We start from the raw sequence: 14,022 nt of genomic DNA on the forward strand, positions 1-14,022 counted from the left end.
CTCTGTTCGGGGCGCTGATTATAGACGCATTAGTGGGGTTGTTCATCTGTTTCAGCGGTATTAGCCGCTTTTCCCCGACCGGGGTTTCTCCTATGCTACCCTCGGTTTGGTTATCTATGGTGTAACAATGATGTCCTCGCAGCATACACCGGCACGCCGCGCCGGGGGATTTACTTTCAAACAGTTTTTTGTCGCCCACGATCGCTGTGCGATGAAAGTGGGCACGGACGGTGTGCTGTTAGGGGCCTGGGCTCCTTTGCGTGATGAGTCGCGGATATTGGATATTGGCTGTGGTTCAGGGCTGATGACGCTGATGCTGGCGCAACGCAGCGCCAGTGATGTGCCCATAGAGGGCGTAGAGCTTGATGAGGCTGCCTGCCAGCAGGCGTGTGAAAATGTTGCTGCGTCCGCGTGGGCGTATCGGATAGGCATTCATCATCAGGACGTTCTGAAATACGCTGACGAAACAGAGCGGCGTTATTCGCTGATTGTCAGCAATCCCCCTATTTTTCACCCGGCCGTGCCTTGTGCTGATGAGCAACGTACGGCAGCGCGTTATACCACGACGTTAACCCATCAGGCATTGCTGCACGCTGCCGAATGCTTACTGATGTCTGACGGGCGGTTTTGTCTGGTGCTGCCGATACAGGTGGCATCCTCCTTCCTGGTGCTGGCACAACAACAGGGCTGGCAGGCTGAACAATGGGTTGAGGTGGCTGATAACCCAGCGCGCCCGGTAAACCGGGTACTGCTGTCGCTCGCGCGTCAACCGGTGCTGTTAACGCGCAGCACGTTATTGATTCGGGATGCGCAGCGACATTACTCTGCGTCATTTCGCGCCTTGACGCAGGGGTTCTATCTGTCGATGTAATAATGGTGCGCGAAGAGCGCCCGGCAACACGCCGGGCGAGTCGTTGAGGTCAAGGATCAGGGGTGAAGGATCGTCGGTTGCGGGTTCTCTGCCTGCGCCGGGTAGTCCAGCGTGTAGTGCAGGCCCCGGCTTTCTTTACGCGCCAGTGCGCAGCGAACGATTAACTCGGCGACCTGTGCCAGGTTACGCAGTTCCAGCAAATTATTGGAAATGCGAAAGTGGGCGTAATACTCATGAATTTCCTGCTGTAACAGCAAAATACGCCGTAATGCACGCTCCAGCCGTTTGGTGGTGCGCACGATACCGACATAATCCCACATAAACAGCCGCAATTCGTGCCAGTTGTGCTGAATAACTACTTTTTCATCCGAGTCTTCTACCTGGCTTTCATCCCAGCCTGGCAGCGAGGTAACGGCCGTTTTTTCCGCTAAACAGCGCAAGATATCTTCGCTGGCAGACCAGCCATAGACCAGGCATTCCAGCAGTGAGTTTGATGCCATGCGGTTAGCGCCATGTAAGCCGGTATAGCTAACTTCACCAATGGCATAGAGCCCGTCAAGATCGGTACGGCCTTGTTCATCAACGACAACACCGCCACAGGTGTAATGTGCCGCCGGGACGATAGGCACCGCTTCACGCGTCAAATCAATGCCCAATGAGCGCAGTTTTTCATAGATGGTCGGAAAATGCTGCATGATGAAATCAGCCGGTTTATGACTGATATCCAGATACATGCAGTCAGCACCGAGGCGTTTCATTTCATGATCAATCGCCCGCGCCACTACATCGCGTGGAGCTAGCTCAGCGCGAGCATCAAATTCGGGCATAAAGCGACTGCCATCGGGTCTTTTCAGGAGTGCACCTTCGCCGCGCAGCGCTTCCGTCAGCAGGAAATTACGGGCCTGCGGGTGGTAAAGGCAGGTCGGGTGAAACTGATTAAATTCCATGTTAGCGACCCGGCATCCTGCGCGCCAGGCCATCGCGATGCCATCGCCTGAAGAAATGTCAGGGTTGGTGGTGTACTGATAGACTTTGGACGCTCCGCCGGTGGCCAATACCACCGTTTTGGCCGCGCACGTTTCAACTCGCTCGCGTTCACGGTTCCAGAGATAGGCTCCCACCACCCGTTTATGGCCCGGCAGGCCGAGCTTGCTGGACGTGATCAGGTCAACGGCATTACACCGTTCCAGCAACGTGATGTTTGGGTGCTGACGTGCTTTGCTGACTAGCGTGGTTTCCACCGCTTTGCCGGTGGCATCCGCGGCGTGGAGAATGCGGCGATGGCTATGGCCACCTTCGCGCGTCAGGTGATAGCGTGCCTCGCCGTGCACGGCGGTTTCGGTATCGAACAACACGCCCTGGTCGATAAGCCACTGCACGCATTGGCGGGCATTACGGGCAATAAACGACACCGCGTTACGATCGCATAAACCGTCACCGGCAATCAGGGTGTCTTCAATGTGGGCTTCGATGCTGTCCGTTTCATCAAACACAGCGGCAATACCGCCTTGTGCATAGAATGTTGCACTTTCACTCAACGGGCCTTTGCTCAATACCAAAACCCTGGCATGAGCGGCCAGTTGCAGGGCGAGCGAGAGGCCAGCGGCACCGCTGCCGATGATAAGGACGTCACTGTGGTACGTTGTGGAGGAGTCACTCATGATTATGATGTTTAGTTTATAAAACAATGAAAATCAATTTAGCACGTAATTTGCGTTTTTATTCCATTTTTTGTTTATTTTGTTAAACGAAATGTGGCGAAATAACAGATACGGGGTGTCAGCCTCGGGGTTTTAACGTATGATTTTGGCATAGGCAGGTTTACTGTTGTGGCAGCAAAATCATTTCCTTAAAGGTGTGCTGACGACGCAATAAAATGTAAAACATACCTTTTACGATGGAACTTTTGGGCATAACAACGCTCCAAGCCGGTGCTTGCTCAATTTTAGATATGGCTGGCAGTACTTAGCTTAGGCGTGGAAACACGGTTTTGGGGAGACATTATCTCGGATGAGCGAGCAGTTAGCGGATCAGGTGCTGGTCGAGCGGGTACAAAAAGGCGACAGCAAGGCATTTAATTTACTGGTCGTCCGCTACCAGCATAAAGTGGCGAGCCTGGTGTCACGTTACGTCCCCGCAGGAGACGTACCTGATGTCGTGCAGGAGTCATTTATAAAAGCTTATCGCGCCCTGGAGTCCTTTCGTGGCGAGAGCGCTTTTTATACCTGGTTGTACCGTATTGCGGTCAACACGGCAAAAAATTATCTGGTGGCTCAGGGGCGGCGTCCGCCATCAAGCGATGTGGATGCCAACGACGCTGAAAATTATGAAAATGCCAGCGCGTTGAAAGAAATATCGAACCCTGAGAATTTAATGTTGTCTGAAGAGTTACGACGGATCGTTTTCCATACTATCGAGTCATTGCCTGAAGATTTACGCCTGGCAATCACGTTGCGTGAACTGGATGGGTTGAGCTATGAGGAAATTGCCGACATCATGGATTGCCCGGTCGGTACTGTCCGTTCGCGAATATTCCGCGCACGGGAAGCGATTGATAACAAAGTGCAACCGCTTATTCAGCGTTAGCTTGTTCTTAACGTTACTCATGACGGGTTTGACAAGGTAAGGTGAGTTATGCAGAAAGAGAAACTTTCCGCTTTTATGGATGGTGAAGCTGTTGATCAGGGCGTGCTGGGCTCGTTACTGAAAGACGAAAAATTGCAGCAAGAGTGGCAGCGTTATCATCTGGTGCGTGATGTGTTGCGCGGTGATGTCAATGAACCGCTGATGCAAGTGGATATCGCTGCGCGTGTCGCCGCCGCGCTTGAGCAAGAGCCGGTTCACTTCAACCCGCAAGCCGTAACTGAGTCACAACCTCATCCTCGTAGCTGGCAGGCGTTGCCATTCTGGAGTGCAATTCGCCCATTGGCTGGTCAATTGGCTCAGATTGGTATCGCGGCCTGTGTTTCGCTGGCAGTGATTGTCGGTGTTCAGCACTACCAGCAAAATAACGCCGTCAGTGACAGTGGTGTGGCAGAAAATGCGCCGGTATTAAGCACCCTGCCCGTGATGGGTATGGGAGGGTCTGCATCCCCTGTCAGCCTCAGTGTGCCAGCTGAAAATAGCGTAGCGCACGCTGGTCAGCGTCAGATGCAGGCTCAGCATGAGCGTATCAATGCGCTGTTGCAAGATTATGAGTTGCAGCGTCGCGTTCATTCTGACCAGTTGCAACTGCAACAACAGGGAAGCCAGCAGCAAGCGGCTGTTCAGGTACCGGGGACTCAGTCATTAGGAATTCAGCCGCAGTAATGAAGCGTTTTTGCTTGGCAGCCGGTTTATTGCTGGGTAGCCTGTCTTACTCCTCTCTCGCCCCGGCAAGCGATTCCGGGGCGTTGTTGCAGCAAATGAGTACCGTTGGCCGTTCGTTAACGTACGAAATTTACTACATCAATGTCTCCCGGCAAGGCATTGAGTCCCTCCGCTATCGTCACTCGCGACAGGGGGATGACACTCTCGCCGAATTAATTCATCTGGATGGCCCCAAACGTGAGGTAATTCAGCGCGGAAATGACATCAGTTATTTTGAGTCTGACGCCGAGCCCTTCACCCTATCTGGCGATCACATCGTAGATTCCCTTCCTGCGTTGATTTTCGCTGATGTTTCGCGGTTGTCCGCCTATTATGATTTTATCCCAACCGGCCGTATTCGTTTGGCCGATCGTCAGGGCGATGTGGTGCGGGTCGTGTCTCGTGATGGGACTCGTTTCAGTTATATTGTTTGTCTGGATGCGGAGTCGCGTTTGCCGCTGCGGGTTGACTTGCTCGACCAGAATGGCGAGTTACTTGAACAATACCGCGCGATATCTATCTCCGTGGATAAAAACATTACGACCGTCATGAAGCCGATGGACAAAATCAATCCACCGCCGTTACTCAGTGTGCCGGTGAATTCCGCGGGGGATTTTAGCTGGGTGTCTGAATGGTTGCCGGTTGGCATGGCTGAAGTGTCACGGAGTCAGCGCCCGCTCCCCGGTGCGACCGGGCTTGCGGAGTCGCGTTTTTACAGCGATGGACTCTTTAGCTTTTCGGTGAATGTCAGTCCACTGGGAGAAAGTCACCCCGACCAAAATGCCTCACTAGGTCGTAAAACGATTCATACCGAAGTGCGTGATAATCGAGAAATTACCGTTATTGGTGAACTGCCTCTGGCTACCGCCAAGCGTATTGCCGATAACGTCATCTTCAAGGCGCAACCATGATTAAAGAATGGGCGACCGTGGTGTCATGGCAGGATGGCATAGCGATATTGCATTGCGAGCAGCGTTCTGGCTGCCAGGGGTGCCAATCCCAGTCTTCTTGTGCCACCGGCGTGCTAAGCAAGATAGGCGGGCCTGTTTCGCATCAACTGTCGCTGGATTATCCACATCCCTTAGAGCCCGGCCAGCGGGTTGAGATTGGGCTGGCCGAAGCGAGCCTGCTGCGCTCGGCAATGCTGGTCTATCTGCTTCCTTTACTTGGGCTAATACTGGGGGCGGCGTTGCTGCAATACTGGCTGGCAAGTGAACTGGCCGCCGTAGCCGGAGCGATTGTGGGGATGATGGTGAGTTTCGTGGCGCTGAGGTATTTTTCGCCGGCAATGGCCAACAATCCACGCTATAAGCCAGTGATTTTACAGGTCGCCCTGCCAGGAAGCCAGCTACGTACCACGATGTTGTCACCCCATGAACCGCAGGGTTAAGCCTGGTATCAGCCGCTTTTGCCACGGTGTTTTGCGGGGTTTAATCAGAATTTGCTCCTGCTTTCCTCTTTTCATCTGATATGCCGCGATAACCAGGCCATGGATTCCGTGCGTCATGACTAGGTTTTACACCGTCTGGCATGTAGAATGCTGCGATTCAGGATATGACAGTGGCTATGGCTGTCATCACATTGCGCATGCCGTTCGGCAAGAATTCAGAAATACCAAGGTAGAAAAACTTTTATAATGAAGCATATACGAAATTTCTCCATTATTGCTCACATCGACCACGGTAAGTCGACGCTCTCTGACCGCATTATTCAAATTTGCGGTGGTTTGTCTGAACGGGAAATGGAGGCGCAAGTGCTGGACTCCATGGATCTGGAGCGTGAGCGTGGCATTACTATCAAAGCACAGAGCGTTACGCTGGACTTTAAAGCCTCTGATGGCCAGGTCTACCAGTTGAACTTCATCGACACCCCAGGGCATGTCGACTTCTCGTATGAAGTTTCGCGCTCGCTCGCGGCCTGTGAGGGTGCGCTGCTGGTTGTGGATGCCGGGCAGGGCGTAGAAGCTCAAACTCTGGCTAACTGCTACACCGCGCTCGAAATGGATCTGGAAGTGGTGCCGGTGCTGAACAAAATAGACCTGCCTGCCGCCGATCCTGACCGAGTCAGCCAAGAAATTGAAGATATTGTCGGCATTGATGCCACGGATGCGGTGCGCTGTTCAGCCAAAACCGGAGTCGGCGTGCCGGATGTCCTGGAGCGTTTGGTGCGGGAAATTCCAGCACCGCAAGGTGACCCTGAAGCCCCATTGCAGGCGCTTATTATTGACTCCTGGTTTGATAACTATCTGGGTGTGGTTTCGCTTATTCGTATCAAGAACGGTACGCTGCGTAAAGGCGATAAAGTCAAAGTGATGAGTACCGGTCAGGTGTATAACGCCGAACGTCTGGGTATTTTCACGCCTAAGCAAGTTGACCGTGACAGCCTGCAATGTGGCGAAGTCGGCTGGCTGGTGTGCGCCATCAAAGACATTCTTGGCGCGCCGGTGGGCGATACGTTAACGCTGGCGCGTAAACCGGCCGAAAAGCCGCTGCCGGGGTTCAAAAAGGTAAAACCTCAGGTCTATGCCGGTCTGTTCCCGATAAGTTCTGATGACTATGAAGCGTTTCGTGATGCGCTGGGTAAACTTAGCCTGAATGATGCCTCCTTATTCTATGAACCGGAAAGTTCCACCGCGCTGGGCTTTGGTTTCCGTTGTGGTTTCCTCGGCTTGCTGCATATGGAGATCATTCAGGAGCGTCTGGAACGTGAATATGATCTCGACCTCATCACTACCGCACCAACAGTGGTGTATGAGGTAAAGACCACCAGCAATGAGGTTATCTACGTTGATAGCCCCTCCAAACTGCCCCCGGTCAACAATATTGAAGAGCTGCGTGAGCCCATTGCCGAGTGTCATATGCTACTGCCGCAGGAATACCTCGGTAACGTGATTACGTTATGTGTGGAAAAACGCGGTGTGCAGACCAACATGGTCTATCACGGTAATCAGGTGGCACTGACTTATGAGATTCCAATGGCTGAGGTCGTGCTCGATTTCTTTGACCGCCTTAAGTCTACGTCCCGAGGTTATGCTTCATTGGATTACAGCTTTAAGCGTTTCCAGGCATCGGATATGGTGCGTGTTGACGTATTGATCAACAGCGAACGTGTTGATGCGTTGGCATTGATCACTCACCGTGATAACTCAATGTATCGTGGTCGTGAACTGGTGGAAAAAATGAAAGACCTGATCCCGCGTCAGCAATTCGACATCGCGATTCAGGCGGCAATTGGCAATCACATTATCGCGCGTTCTACCGTGAAACAGTTGCGTAAGAACGTGTTGGCGAAGTGCTATGGTGGTGACGTCAGTCGTAAGAAAAAACTGCTGCAAAAACAGAAAGATGGGAAGAAGCGCATGAAGCAGGTAGGGAATGTTGAGCTGCCGCAGGAAGCGTTTTTGGCCATTCTGCACGTCGGCAAAGAAAGCAAATAAATCCTGAGGAGTTTGCATGGCCAATATGTTCGCCCTGATTCTGGCACTGGCAACGCTGGTGACAGGTTTAGTCTGGTGTCTGGAGCGCTTTAAGTGGGCTCCGGCCCGGCGTGCTAAAGCCGCTGCTGGCGGTGCGGGTGAAAAGAACCTAAAACAGCCTGGCTGGGTTGAGACTGTCGCGTCCGTATTTCCGGTGCTGGCATTGGTGTTTGTGGTGCGTTCTTTTATTTTTGAACCGTTTCAGATTCCATCAGGTTCGATGATGCCGACATTGCTGATAGGCGACTTTATTCTGGTGGAAAAGTTTGCCTACGGTATTAAGGATCCAATAACGCAGACCACCTTGATTGAAACAGGTCATCCTCAGCGTGGCGATATTGTGGTGTTCAAATATCCCGAAAACCCGCGTCTTGATTACATTAAGCGTGCCGTTGGTTTGCCTGGGGATCGCGTCAGCTACGATCCGATAGCCAAACAGGTCACTATTCAGCCAGGCTGTGGGGATAAGCCGAGCTGTAGCAGCGCAGTGCCGGTTACCTACAGCAATGTGGAGCCGAGTGACTTTGTGCAGACATTCAGCGGTACCGGGCGTGAGATGACCAGCGGTTTTTACCCGATCCCGGTGGGTCAAAAAAGTGAAGGCATTCGTATGGCGATCCGTAAAGAATCGCTGGGCGAGGTGACACACAATATTCTCTCCGTGCCAGGTGCTCAGGATCAATTAGGACTCTATTATCAGCAGGCTCGTCAGCCGCTGGGGAGCTGGGTTGTCCCTGCGGGCCATTATTTTATGATGGGTGATAACCGTGACAACAGTGCAGACAGCCGCTATTGGGGGTTTGTGCCAGAGCGTAATCTGGTGGGTAAAGCGACGGCTATCTGGATGAGTTTTGAAAAACAGGAAGGCGAGTGGCCAACCGGTGTTCGTTTAAGCCGAATTGGCGGTATTCATTAATCGAATGTAAATAAACTCGCAGCAAATTTGCGACTTCCGTTGTAGAATATTTCTGAATAATAAATGCAGGCTCCCGGGCGGGAGCCACTGCAAACGAAACAGTTTTGACTTTTTGGTGGCAAGGCAGGGCTGTTCCGTATGCTGTTGTTTGAAAAGGCATTATAGAGCTATTGGTAGCACATGAACCCCATCCTGATAAATCGTTTACAAAAAAAACTGGGCTATACTTTCCAACAATATGATCTTTTATTGCAGGCACTGACACACCGTAGCGCCAGTAGTAAACATAATGAACGGCTGGAGTTCCTTGGTGATTCCATCCTGAGTTTTGTCATAGCCAATGCGTTGTACCATCGTTTCCCCCGCGTTGATGAAGGCGATATGAGCCGGATGCGCGCGACCCTGGTGCGGGGAAATACACTGGCTGAAATTGCCCGTGAATTCGAACTGGGAGAATGCCTGCGTCTTGGCCCCGGCGAATTAAAAAGCGGGGGATTCCGGCGCGAGTCTATTTTGGCGGATACCGTTGAAGCACTGATTGGCGGGGTATTTCTGGATAGTAATATTCAGACCGTCGAGCGAATGATTTTGCAATGGTATCAAACCCGTCTGGATGAAATCAGCCCAGGGGATAAACAAAAAGATCCGAAAACGCGTTTGCAGGAATTTCTGCAAGGACGCCATCTGCCGTTACCTACTTACTTAGTCGTGCAGGTGCGTGGTGAGGCGCACGATCAGGAATTTACCATTCATTGCCAGGTCAGCGGGGTTAGCGAGCCGGTAGTGGGTACCGGGTCAAGCCGTCGTAAAGCTGAACAGGCTGCGGCGGAACAGGCCCTGAAAAAGCTGGAGCTTGAATGAGCGAAGAACAGACCTACTGCGGCTTTGTCGCGATTGTTGGCCGACCTAACGTCGGTAAATCAACCTTGCTGAACCAGTTATTGGGGCAGAAAGTGTCTATCACCTCGCGTAAACCGCAAACCACTCGTCACCGTATCATGGGCATCCATACGGAAGGTCCCTATCAGGCGATTTATGTGGATACGCCTGGGCTACATATTGAAGAAAAACGGGCTATCAACCGCCTGATGAACCGTGCGGCCAGCAGTTCGATTGGTGATGTTGAGCTGGTTATCTTCGTGGTGGAAGGCACCCACTGGACAGACGATGACGAAATGGTCATCAACAAACTGCGTGACCAAAAAGTACCGGTATTACTGGCTATCAATAAAGTTGACAATGTGGCGGATAAAACCCAGTTGTTGCCACATATTCAGACATTGAGTGAAAAAATGAACTTCCTCGATGTGGTGCCAATCTCTGCGGAAAAAGGCATGAATCTTGATGCCATTGCCTCTATTGTGCGCAAGCATTTGCCACAAGCTGTGCACCATTTTCCCGAAGAGTACATTACCGATCGTTCGCAGCGTTTTATGGCCTCTGAGATTATCCGTGAAAAACTGATGCGTTTTCTGGGAGAAGAACTGCCGTATTCGGTGACGGTGGAAATTGAACGTTTTGTTACCAATGAGCGCGGTGGCTACGATATCAACGGCCTGATTCTGGTTGAACGTGAAGGCCAGAAAAAGATGGTGATTGGCAATAAAGGAGCCAAAATCAAAACCATCGGTATTGAAGCGCGTCAGGATATGGAGCAGATGTTTGAGGCCAAGGTGCACCTGGAACTGTGGGTGAAGGTGAAATCAGGCTGGGCAGACGATGAACGAGCGCTGCGTAGTCTGGGCTATATCGACGATCTATAAGGTCTGCGCCGATGGAAGGCTGGCAGCGTGCGTTTGTCTTACATGGGCGACCTTACAGCGAAACCAGCCTGCTGCTGGATCTGTTTTCTGAAAATGAAGGCCGCATCCGGGTGCTGGCAAAAGGCGCAAGGGCTCGGCGCTCTAGCCTTAAGGGGAGTCTCCAGCCGTTCACGCCACTTCTGGTGCGTTGGGGTGGGCGAGGTGACGTTAAAACCCTGCGCAATGCCGAACCGGTTTCTCTGGCATTACCGCTCTATGGCCCGCTGTTATACAGCGGGTTATATGTGAATGAGTTGCTGATGCGGGTGCTGGAGCTGGAAACCAACTATTCTGCGCTGTTTTTTGATTATCTTTATTGTTTGCAACATCTGGCGGCTGCGAGCGGTTCGCCAGAACCCGCTCTGCGCCGTTTTGAGCTCGCGTTGCTGGAACATCTCGGGTATGGCGTGGATTTTTTGCACTGTGCCGGGAGCGGAGAGCCTGTTGCTGACACCATGACGTATCGTTACCGGGAAGAAAAAGGGTTTATTGCCAGCCTGGTGGTGGATAATAGTAGTTTTACCGGGCGAGAGTTACAGGCACTGGCCGCAAGAGAGTTTCCTGATGCAGTGACACTGCGTGCCGCCAAACGTTTCACCCGTATCGCATTGAAACCCTATCTTGGTGGGAAACCATTAAAAAGCCGCGAGCTATTTCGTCAAGGCTTGCCCGTTTTGTCTAAGGTGGTTCCCGGCAAAATAACGCGGTAATGTGAGGCGCTAACGTATGCTGACAGACGGTGTAGCCCGTGTTGGTCAGTGATGGATGAGAGAGTGAGGGTTATGGCTGAATTGTTGTTAGGTGTAAATATTGATCACATCGCCACCTTGCGTAATGCGCGTGGCACGGCGTACCCCGATCCGGTTCAGGCCGCTTTTGTCGCTGAACAGGCGGGCGCAGACGGTATTACCGTGCATTTGCGTGAAGATCGCCGCCATATTACCGATCGCGATGTCCAACTGTTGCGGCAAACCATTCAAACCCGCATGAATCTTGAAATGGCCGTGACAGAGGAAATGCTGGCGATTGCCTGTGATCTCAGACCACATTTTTGTTGCCTGGTGCCAGAGAAACGCCAGGAGGTGACGACCGAAGGCGGGTTGGATGTCGCCGGGCAAATTGAGCGCATTAGTGCTGCGGTGGCTCGGTTAAATGACGCGGGGATTCTGGTTTCACTGTTTATCGATGCTGACCGGGCGCAGATTGATGCCGCTATTGCGAGTAACGCACCTTATATCGAGATTCATACCGGTGCGTATGCCGATGCACCGAATGAGATAGTGCGCCAGCAGGAATTTGAGCGTATCCGTGATGCCGCGCGTTATGCGTCAGAACGCGGGCTGAAAGTGAATGCTGGTCATGGGCTGACGTACCATAATGTGCAGCCCATTGCGGCATTACCAGAAATGCACGAGTTAAATATTGGTCACGCTATTATTGGGCGTGCGGTCATGAGTGGCTTGGCTCCCGCTGTTGCCGAGATGAAAACGCTGATGCGGGAAGCTCGTCGCTGATGGCGATTGTGGGGCTCGGTACGGATATTGTTGAGATTTCCCGCATAGAGGCGATTGTCAGTCGTTCTGGCGATCGCCTTGCCCGGCGTGTATTAAGTGAACAAGAGTGGCTGCAATATCAGGCGCATACTCAGCCTGTCCGCTTTCTGGCCAAGCGGTTTGCCGTAAAGGAAGCGGCGGCAAAAGCGCTCGGTACTGGCATTCGTCATGGCCTGGCGTTTGCGCAGTTTGAAGTGGTCAATGATGCGCTGGGTAAACCTGGCCTGCGTTTGCTTGCTCGTGCCGCAGAACTTGCCGAGTCGATGGGAGCACGGCATATCCATGTATCATTGGCAGACGAGCGGCATTATGCCTGCGCTACGGTCATTATCGAGCGTTGAGAAGACGAGGCCTCGGCGCGGTGGGTCGATGACGAACGAATCAACATTATAGTCAGAGTTGGTTAGCGTGATGCAGCAGGACAAATTTTTCCCATAACTGATCCTGACTTTCCTGATAGGCTGGATCGCCAAGAATCGTGTTGTCGATAGGGCATACTTTCTGGCAGGTGGGAATATCGTAGTGGCCTACGCATTCGGTACAACGGTTTGGGTCTATCTCATAGATTTCAGCACCCATAGAGATAGCTTGATTCGGGCATTCCGGCTCACACATATCGCAGTTAATGCATTTTGCGGTAATCAGTAGCGCCATGTTTTCTTTCCTTTCATAAACCAGCCGCTGATTATACCCTTCTCTGGTCGGCTTACACAGACCCGGTAATAAATGAGCAACGCTCACCGAGAAAAGCCTAAAAAAAGAGTCTATTCTTTTGATTGAGAGACTATACGACAGGGTTATTAATCACTATTATGCGATTGTAGTGCATAATTTTTCATAGTTTTTTGATATAAAAAAACAAAATTTCTCATGCAATGTATCCGTCATATTCGCTTTGTACTGTAACTCGCATTACAGTTAACCTGAGTGCGGTTTGTCTGAGGTGAAGCGATAAACTCATATGTGCATGTGGTATACTTTTACGCGTAAGCATCTCCTTTAATGGCGGGACATACAGTGCAGCAAAACAGTCATATTAATCAGCCCGGCTCTGAAGCCCCCTTCACTCAGGAGGTCCAGTTAACGGATGTTGATTATTGGCATAGCTGTCACCGACGTTACAGATTTCAGCCCATTTACCGCACGTCGGGTCGGCTAATGGGCATTGAATTGTTGACCGCTGTTTTTCATCCATCTGCGCCACAAAAGTTTCTTTCCCCTGAAATATATTTCACCCACCTTAATGTCGATGAGCGTTTAAACATAGTGATTGAGCAACTGCGTTTGTTGCGTCAATGGCATGAGCGCTTTGTGCGCGATGGTTTGAGAGCATCGGTAAATATCGATGGTGTCACATTGCTGGCATTGCAGGAAAACCGTGAAGCCAAGAAGTTACTTTCAGGTATGCCGTGGTTGCGCTTCGAATTGGTTGAAAGTCTGGCCAGCCTTCCTAATGATACGCTGTCAATGCTGCCGGAAGCCAGTCAGCTTTGGCTGGATGATTTTGGTTGCGGAGTGGCTAATTTTTCATCGCTGCCCCTGGCAAAGTATGATTGCATCAAGATTGCGCGTGAACTTTTTATTATGCTGCTGGAGAGCCATCAGGGAAGGCAACTTTTTCCCTCACTGGTGACACTGCTGTCGACATATTGCAATGATGTTGTGATTGAAGGGGTCGAGACACAAGAGGAGTGGGATGTTGTCCGGCAATCTCATGCCTCTGCGGCTCAAGGGTATTTCCTGTCACGTCCCCAGCCATTTGAAAACCTTGATGCCCTGCGCTCAGAGCTTTAATTCGTTCTCTCGCCTCGCGATGCAGCCAGATCTCAGGCGATCAGCCTTTTTATGCACCGCTGTTTCTTTTCATGTCTTCAGATGGCATAAAATAAAATTCATATTTCAGCCACATACGATATAAAATAAATGATTAGCGCGCTAATGTTGTACTTTTCATTTTTTATACCTTGTTTTTTATATAAATATAGTGTTTTATGTGGCAAAGACAGCGTTTTTCTAACGCCATTACTCAGTTACGTGCCTGAAAAATAGCCAGCCAT

At 51.4% G+C, this 14,022-nt stretch carries 15 protein-coding genes; 13 read left to right on the forward strand and 2 right to left on the reverse strand.

Features of this window, described 5'->3' with window-relative positions:
- The first annotated feature begins 127 nt into the window (after positions 1-127).
- Positions 128-871, forward strand: a complete 744-nt coding sequence (trmN, locus tag DAQ1742_RS04765; protein WP_180706241.1) for a tRNA(1)(Val) (adenine(37)-N(6))-methyltransferase TrmN — start codon at positions 128-130, stop codon at positions 869-871.
- A gap of 56 nt (positions 872-927) precedes the next feature.
- Here the strand turns inward: trmN and nadB are convergent, their stop codons facing one another.
- Entirely contained in the window at positions 928-2,532 is a 1,605-nt protein-coding gene (nadB, locus tag DAQ1742_RS04770; protein WP_035346259.1) for an L-aspartate oxidase, read from the reverse strand.
- A gap of 349 nt (positions 2,533-2,881) precedes the next feature.
- On the opposite strand from nadB, the gene rpoE reads away from it, so the two are divergent.
- From rpoE to acpS, 11 genes are all read left to right on the forward strand, one after another.
- A complete protein-coding gene (gene rpoE, locus DAQ1742_RS04775; RefSeq protein ID WP_035343631.1) occupies positions 2,882-3,457 on the forward strand; it encodes an RNA polymerase sigma factor RpoE in 576 nt (191 codons plus the stop codon).
- 48 nt (positions 3,458-3,505) lie between these two features.
- On the forward strand, positions 3,506-4,180 hold the full coding sequence (gene rseA / locus DAQ1742_RS04780) for an anti-sigma-E factor RseA (protein ID WP_035343629.1): 675 nt from the start codon (positions 3,506-3,508) through the stop codon (positions 4,178-4,180).
- The gene (rseB, locus tag DAQ1742_RS04785; RefSeq protein ID WP_035343627.1) at positions 4,180-5,130 is read left to right on the forward strand and encodes a sigma-E factor regulatory protein RseB; all 951 of its coding nucleotides are present in this window, start codon (positions 4,180-4,182) and stop codon (positions 5,128-5,130) included. Before rseA ends, rseB begins: the two co-directional genes overlap by 1 nt.
- On the forward strand, positions 5,127-5,609 hold the full coding sequence (rseC, locus tag DAQ1742_RS04790) for a SoxR-reducing system protein RseC (protein WP_035343625.1): 483 nt from the start codon (positions 5,127-5,129) through the stop codon (positions 5,607-5,609). The genes rseB and rseC overlap by 4 nt, the downstream gene beginning before the upstream one ends.
- Positions 5,610-5,855: 246 nt before the next feature.
- Positions 5,856-7,655, forward strand: a complete 1,800-nt coding sequence (gene lepA / locus DAQ1742_RS04795; protein WP_035343623.1) for a translation elongation factor 4 — start codon at positions 5,856-5,858, stop codon at positions 7,653-7,655.
- 16 nt (positions 7,656-7,671) lie between these two features.
- The gene (lepB, locus tag DAQ1742_RS04800; RefSeq protein WP_035343621.1) at positions 7,672-8,610 is read left to right on the forward strand and encodes a signal peptidase I; all 939 of its coding nucleotides are present in this window, start codon (positions 7,672-7,674) and stop codon (positions 8,608-8,610) included.
- 180 nt (positions 8,611-8,790) lie between these two features.
- The gene (rnc, locus tag DAQ1742_RS04805; protein WP_035343619.1) at positions 8,791-9,471 is read left to right on the forward strand and encodes a ribonuclease III; all 681 of its coding nucleotides are present in this window, start codon (positions 8,791-8,793) and stop codon (positions 9,469-9,471) included.
- Positions 9,468-10,373 carry a GTPase Era gene (gene era, locus DAQ1742_RS04810; protein WP_035343617.1) on the forward strand — a complete coding sequence of 302 codons (906 nt, stop codon included), beginning with the start codon at positions 9,468-9,470 and terminating at the stop codon, positions 10,371-10,373. Before rnc ends, era begins: the two co-directional genes overlap by 4 nt.
- Before the next feature lie 11 nt (positions 10,374-10,384).
- The gene (recO, locus tag DAQ1742_RS04815) at positions 10,385-11,122 is read left to right on the forward strand and encodes a DNA repair protein RecO (protein WP_035343615.1); all 738 of its coding nucleotides are present in this window, start codon (positions 10,385-10,387) and stop codon (positions 11,120-11,122) included.
- A 72-nt stretch (positions 11,123-11,194) separates the two neighbouring features.
- Positions 11,195-11,926: a pyridoxine 5'-phosphate synthase gene (gene pdxJ, locus DAQ1742_RS04820; protein ID WP_035343613.1), complete on the forward strand. Its 732-nt coding sequence runs from the start codon at positions 11,195-11,197 to the stop codon at positions 11,924-11,926.
- The gene (gene acpS, locus DAQ1742_RS04825; protein ID WP_035343611.1) at positions 11,926-12,306 is read left to right on the forward strand and encodes a holo-ACP synthase; all 381 of its coding nucleotides are present in this window, start codon (positions 11,926-11,928) and stop codon (positions 12,304-12,306) included. Before pdxJ ends, acpS begins: the two co-directional genes overlap by 1 nt.
- A gap of 52 nt (positions 12,307-12,358) precedes the next feature.
- On the opposite strand, the gene DAQ1742_RS04830 is transcribed toward acpS, so the two are convergent.
- Positions 12,359-12,619, reverse strand: a complete 261-nt coding sequence (locus DAQ1742_RS04830) for a YfhL family 4Fe-4S dicluster ferredoxin (RefSeq protein WP_035343609.1) — start codon at positions 12,617-12,619, stop codon at positions 12,359-12,361.
- Between the two features lie 348 nt (positions 12,620-12,967).
- On the opposite strand from DAQ1742_RS04830, the gene pdeH reads away from it, so the two are divergent.
- Positions 12,968-13,759, forward strand: a complete 792-nt coding sequence (gene pdeH, locus DAQ1742_RS04835; protein WP_071604104.1) for a cyclic-guanylate-specific phosphodiesterase — start codon at positions 12,968-12,970, stop codon at positions 13,757-13,759.
- Positions 13,760-14,022 lie beyond the last annotated feature (263 nt).

Source organism: Dickeya aquatica, from assembly GCF_900095885.1.
GTDB lineage: Bacteria > Pseudomonadota > Gammaproteobacteria > Enterobacterales > Enterobacteriaceae > Dickeya > Dickeya aquatica.

Bases quoted from the DNA above. Each gene is read 5' to 3' on its own strand.
- trmN (WP_180706241.1), top strand. From the start codon at position 128: ATGATGTCCTCGCAGCATACACCGGCACGCCGCGCCGGGGGATTTACT.
- nadB (WP_035346259.1), bottom strand. From the start codon at position 2,532: ATGAGTGACTCCTCCACAACGTACCACAGTGACGTCCTTATCATCGGC.
- rpoE (WP_035343631.1), top strand. From the start codon at position 2,882: ATGAGCGAGCAGTTAGCGGATCAGGTGCTGGTCGAGCGGGTACAAAAA.
- rseA (WP_035343629.1), top strand. From the start codon at position 3,506: ATGCAGAAAGAGAAACTTTCCGCTTTTATGGATGGTGAAGCTGTTGAT.
- rseB (WP_035343627.1), top strand. From the start codon at position 4,180: ATGAAGCGTTTTTGCTTGGCAGCCGGTTTATTGCTGGGTAGCCTGTCT.
- rseC (WP_035343625.1), top strand. From the start codon at position 5,127: ATGATTAAAGAATGGGCGACCGTGGTGTCATGGCAGGATGGCATAGCG.
- lepA (WP_035343623.1), top strand. From the start codon at position 5,856: ATGAAGCATATACGAAATTTCTCCATTATTGCTCACATCGACCACGGT.
- lepB (WP_035343621.1), top strand. From the start codon at position 7,672: ATGGCCAATATGTTCGCCCTGATTCTGGCACTGGCAACGCTGGTGACA.
- rnc (WP_035343619.1), top strand. From the start codon at position 8,791: ATGAACCCCATCCTGATAAATCGTTTACAAAAAAAACTGGGCTATACT.
- era (WP_035343617.1), top strand. From the start codon at position 9,468: ATGAGCGAAGAACAGACCTACTGCGGCTTTGTCGCGATTGTTGGCCGA.
- recO (WP_035343615.1), top strand. From the start codon at position 10,385: ATGGAAGGCTGGCAGCGTGCGTTTGTCTTACATGGGCGACCTTACAGC.
- pdxJ (WP_035343613.1), top strand. From the start codon at position 11,195: ATGGCTGAATTGTTGTTAGGTGTAAATATTGATCACATCGCCACCTTG.
- acpS (WP_035343611.1), top strand. From the start codon at position 11,926: ATGGCGATTGTGGGGCTCGGTACGGATATTGTTGAGATTTCCCGCATA.
- DAQ1742_RS04830 (WP_035343609.1), bottom strand. From the start codon at position 12,619: ATGGCGCTACTGATTACCGCAAAATGCATTAACTGCGATATGTGTGAG.
- pdeH (WP_071604104.1), top strand. From the start codon at position 12,968: ATGGCGGGACATACAGTGCAGCAAAACAGTCATATTAATCAGCCCGGC.